This is a genomic window from Halorhodospira sp. M38, assembly GCF_022227985.1.
In the GTDB taxonomy this organism is placed as follows: Bacteria; Pseudomonadota; Gammaproteobacteria; order Nitrococcales; family Halorhodospiraceae; genus Halorhodospira; species Halorhodospira halophila_A.
In genome coordinates this window covers 1-392 of sequence record NZ_JAJNQP010000094.1, presented here as the reverse complement: position 1 = coordinate 392, position 392 = coordinate 1, and the positions used below count along the sequence as shown (strand labels likewise).

The following is a 392-nucleotide window of genomic DNA, read 5'->3' as shown; positions in this document are numbered from 1 at the left end:
ATGACATGGCGCCATGATACCGCGGCCGGCTGCCTGTGTCTGTTCCAAATCAATAACATGCGATAATCCTGACTACGCCACGGCCCGTGCCGGGTGATCGGCCAGGCGCTGCAGCGTTCGCCAGTCCGCGCCCTCGAACAGGGCCTGGAACTGCCCGGGGCTGAGTGCTGCCGCCTCGCCGGGCGTGCGCGGCATGACAAACCGGCCGCGCTCAAGGCGCTTGTACAGGAGCACGAAGCCCTGGCCGTCCCAGTAGAGCGCCTTCAATTTGTCGCCGGCTTTATTGGCGAAGACGAACAGCTCGCCGCTGAACGGGTCACGACCGAGCCCCTCGGTGACTTCCAGGGCGAGCCCGTTGTGCGACTTGCGAAAGTCGACCGGCTCGGCGGCCA

General features: G+C 65.6%; 1 protein-coding gene. It reads right to left on the bottom strand.

Annotated features, from left to right (window positions below; all coding sequences use genetic code 11):
• Positions 1-72: 72 nt before the first annotated feature.
• A partial coding sequence (tnpB, locus tag LRA98_RS12935) for an IS66 family insertion sequence element accessory protein TnpB (protein WP_238634292.1) occupies positions 73-392 on the bottom strand: 320 nt, incomplete at its 5' end.